Source organism: Streptomyces sp. NPDC037271 (assembly GCF_055603605.1).
In genome coordinates, this window is sequence record NZ_JBVJVN010000004.1 from 406,596 (window position 1) to 410,295 (window position 3,700).

Genomic DNA, 3,700 nt, shown 5'->3' on the forward strand with positions numbered 1-3,700 from the left:
GGGGGGTGCAGGGGTTTCCTTGCAGGGGAGCGGCGAGAGAACCTTCCCGTCGCTGGATGCCTCCACCCTCCATGTTTTTGGGCCCCCCCCCCCCCCCGGGGTTCCCCCCCCAACGGCGTAGCGGACTGCGGTCGCGGGCTATGCGGCAGGCTGGGCCAGCCATTCCGGCAGAGCGTCGAAGTCGTCCTGCCCCAACGCGAGCAGCATCGCGTCAGCAGGAGTCGGCTCGAACGGCACCCGGAGCAGCGGCATGTCCGCCTGCTCCGGCGTCCGGTTCGCTTTGCGGTGATTGTCCTCCGCGCACGAGGCCACCGTGTTCAGCCAGGTGTCCTGCCCGCCGTGCGACCGCGGGACCACGTGGTCGACGGTCGTCGCCCGCCGCCCGCAGTACGCGCACCGGTGCCGGTCCCGGACCAGCACGCCCCGCCGCGACCACGGGGCGCGTCTTCGGAAGGGCACCCGTACGTATTGGCACAGCCTGATCACCCGGGGCGCCGGTATGTCGAGCGCGGCTCCGCGCATCCGCAGTTCGGGGTGGGCCTGTTCGACGACGGCCTTGTCCTGGAGCACCAGAACGACGGCTCGATTCAGCGTCACCGTCGACAACGGCTCGAAGCTCGCGTTCAGTACCAGCGTGTCCCGCATACCAGCCCACCTCCCGTGCGCACCGGCCCACCCCCTGGCGGGCTGGGATCAACTCTGGCCGGGCACGCCGGGATGGACAACGCAATATCTGCTGCTCCTGCGGGGGCCATGCCCCCGCCACCCCCGCAACAAAAATGCCCGCCCCTGATCCATTCCAAGACCAGAGGCGGGCAAACGTTCCGTGAACGCTCGGGACACTAACCCTCGGCGGGCACTTCGTACTCACCGATCAGCTGGGCACGCCCGATGGTGTGGAACCGCAGATTGAAACCGACGAACGCCGGGGTGCTGTCCGCGTCCGGTCCCAGCTTCTCCTGGTCCACGGCGTACACCGTGAACACGTACCGGTGCGGCCCGTCCCCGGGCGGCGGCGCGGCACCGCCGAAGTCCTTGCTGCCGAAGTCGTTGCGTGCCTGTACGGCCCCCTCCGGCAGCCCCTCGAACGTGCCGCTGCCCGCGCCGGCCGGCAGCTCGGTCACCGAGGCCGGGATGTCGAACACCACCCAGTGCCAGAACCCGCTGCCGGTCGGGGCGTCCGGGTCGTAGCACGTCACGGCGAAACTCTTGGTCCCGGCGGGGAAGCCTTCCCACCGCAGCTGCGGCGAGGTGTTGCCGACCGCGTGGACCTGAGCGTCCTTGAGCGTCGCGCCCTCCTGGACGTCCTCGCTCGTGACCGTGAAAGACGGCACGGGCGGGTGGAAGTCATGGGGGAGTGGACGCCGCTTGAGCTCGGTCACCTCGGTACCTCCTGATCGTTCGGTGCTGAGACGACCGAGCCTAGAACCCCTAGAACCAGTTCCGCTTGCTGCCGACCTCGGAGAGCCACTGGTTGAGGTACGCGACCCAGTCGGTGCCCTGGTAGTCGTTCAGCCCCACCTGGAAGGAACGGAACGTGTCGCTGCCTTCACTGAACAGCCCCGGCTTCTTGTCCATCTCCAGCACGACGTCCATCGCCTGCGCGTCCGCCACGAAGCTCAGCTCGACCTGGTTCAGCCCGCGGTACTGCTGAGGCGGGAGGAACTCGATCTCCTGGTAGAAGGGCAGCTTCTGCCGCGTTCCCCGGATCTGCCCGCGCTCCATGTCCGCGTTCTTGAAACGGAAGCCGAGCTGGATGAACGCGTCCAGGATCGCCTTCTGGGCCGGCAGCGGGTGCACATTGATCGCGTCAAGGTCACCGGAGTCGACCGCGCGCGCGATCTCCAGCTCCGTGGTCACGCCGATGTTCATCCCGCGCAGCGACTGCCCGTCGATCGTGGTGATCGGCGTCTCCCAGGGGATCTCGAGGCCGAACTGCACCGCGTGCACCGCGTTCGCCTTCAGCTCGAAGGCACCGCCGAGCCGGCTCTTCGCGAACTCGATGTCCTGCTTGTACTCCTGGTCGCCGCTCTCCACCTCGACCTTGGCCTGCAGACCGACCGACAGCGCCTCGATCTGCTGGTCGACGGACCCGCCCTGGATCCGCACCTCACCCTGGACGACACCGCCCGGAACGACGTTGACCTCACTCAGCACGGTCTCGACCGAGGCCCCGCCGGCCCCCAGGCTCGCGAGCAGCTTCTTGAACGCCATGTCTCTCCCTCTCCAGGCATTGTGTGAACCCTTGATCCCTACAAACGCGATTCGGCCGTGGCCGGTTCCGCGCCCCACACCCTGGCAAGGCGCACACTCCCTGACCACCCCGCGCAGGCCTCCGGCTGCGTTACGCTCGGACGGCATGATCGCGAGCCCCGACCGTACGCCTCCACCCGGAAATTCCTTCGACCGCCCCATCGTCGAGGTGGCCCCCGACCTCCAGGGCCGCACCCTGGTGCGCAGCACCCCGGACGGCCCGATCACCCTCCGCCCGACGGAGGCCGAGGCCCACGACGGTCGGAACGACGTGATGTCCGGTCCTCCCGGACACGTGTACGCCGGCTTCACCTACGGCATGACGAGGCGGTCAGCATGAACGTTGACTTCCTCGCCCATCCTGCTGAAGAGGTCGCCCCCAAGCTGCTCGGGAGCGTCCTCACTTGCAAGACCCCCGATGGGGCGGTGAGCATCGCCATCACGGAGACCGAGGCGTACTCCGGTACGGCTGACCCGGCTTCCCACGCCTACCGAGGCCGGACACCCCGCAACGCCGTCATGTTCGGAGCAGCAGGACACCTGTATGTCTACCGGTCCCACGGCCTCCACTGGTGCGCCAACGTCGTCACCGGGACGGACGGCATCGCCTCGGCCGTCCTCATCCGGGCAGGCAGGGTCGTCGAAGGGGAAGACCTGGCGCGCAAGCGGCGAGGAGCGAAGGTCGAGACCCCACGCCTCGCGCGGGGGCCGGGGAACCTCTGCCAGGCGCTCGGCATCACGGCGGAGCACAACGGCACAGACCTGCTGACGGGCGCCTCGGTCGCGCTGTCCGCGGGTGAGCCGGTACCCGCTGCGCTCGTCCGGGCCGGCCCTCGGGTGGGCGTCAGCAGAGCCCACGACTGGCAGCACCGCTTCTACCTGGCCGATGATCCGACAGTCTCGGCGTACCGGCTGAGCCCGAGAGCCAAGCCGTCCGCGGGAGCCTGACCGCACCGGCGTGGACGGTGCCGCCGAAGTTGACTCTCCCTTGGGAGACGCGTAATGTAGCCCGAGCCGCTTGACCCGGGTACGGCAATCGCCTGCAGCCGGAAGCGGCCACCCCACTACCTACGACTTCCCCTCGACGGGGGCGAATTCGGCGTGTCCGCATGCTCGAATTCGAACTCGCGGGACTTGATTATGAGTCCACGGAGGAATCGGCTAACGTAGTGAATGTCGAAAGGCCGACGGGCGAAAGCCCAAGAGCCACGACAAACCCCGCCGACAGGGAATCAGAGCCGAAAGGATCTGATAGAGTCGGAACCGCTGGAAAGGGAAACGCGAAAGCGGGAACCTGGAAAGCACCGAGGAAATCGGATCGGAAAAGGATCTGATAGAGTCGGAAACGCAAGACCGAAGGGAAGCGCCCGGAGGAAAGCCTGAGAGAGTCTCTCGGGTGAGTACAAAGGAAGCGTCCGTTCCTTGAGAACTCAACAGCGTGCCAAAA

The 3,700-nt window shown here is 67.5% G+C and carries 4 protein-coding genes and 1 pseudogene; 2 read left to right on the forward strand and 3 right to left on the reverse strand.

Features of this window, described 5'->3' with window-relative positions:
* Window positions 1-138: 138 nt before the first annotated feature.
* The 3 genes from ACZ7G3_RS11695 to ACZ7G3_RS11705 all read right to left on the reverse strand — a co-directional run bounded on the left by ACZ7G3_RS11695 (window position 139) and on the right by ACZ7G3_RS11705 (window position 2,214).
* On the reverse strand, window positions 139-645 hold the full coding sequence (locus tag ACZ7G3_RS11695) for an HNH endonuclease (protein ID WP_426519439.1): 507 nt from the start codon (window positions 643-645) through the stop codon (window positions 139-141).
* Window positions 646-842: 197 nt separating this feature from the next.
* On the reverse strand, window positions 843-1,382 hold the full coding sequence (locus ACZ7G3_RS11700) for a YbhB/YbcL family Raf kinase inhibitor-like protein (protein WP_470924933.1): 540 nt from the start codon (window positions 1,380-1,382) through the stop codon (window positions 843-845).
* Between the two features lie 49 nt (window positions 1,383-1,431).
* A complete protein-coding gene (locus ACZ7G3_RS11705) occupies window positions 1,432-2,214 on the reverse strand; it encodes a sporulation protein (RefSeq protein WP_426599462.1) in 783 nt (260 codons plus the stop codon).
* A 145-nt stretch (window positions 2,215-2,359) separates the two neighbouring features.
* Between ACZ7G3_RS11705 and ACZ7G3_RS11710 the strand changes: the two are divergent.
* Both ACZ7G3_RS11710 and ACZ7G3_RS11715 read left to right on the forward strand, forming a co-directional pair.
* A pseudogene (locus tag ACZ7G3_RS11710) lies at window positions 2,360-2,521 on the forward strand (DNA-3-methyladenine glycosylase); the annotation flags it as partial.
* A 68-nt stretch (window positions 2,522-2,589) separates the two neighbouring features.
* Complete coding sequence (locus ACZ7G3_RS11715; RefSeq protein WP_470924935.1) at window positions 2,590-3,201, forward strand: DNA-3-methyladenine glycosylase; 612 nt, start codon at window positions 2,590-2,592, stop codon at window positions 3,199-3,201.
* Window positions 3,202-3,700: the final 499 nt, after the last annotated feature.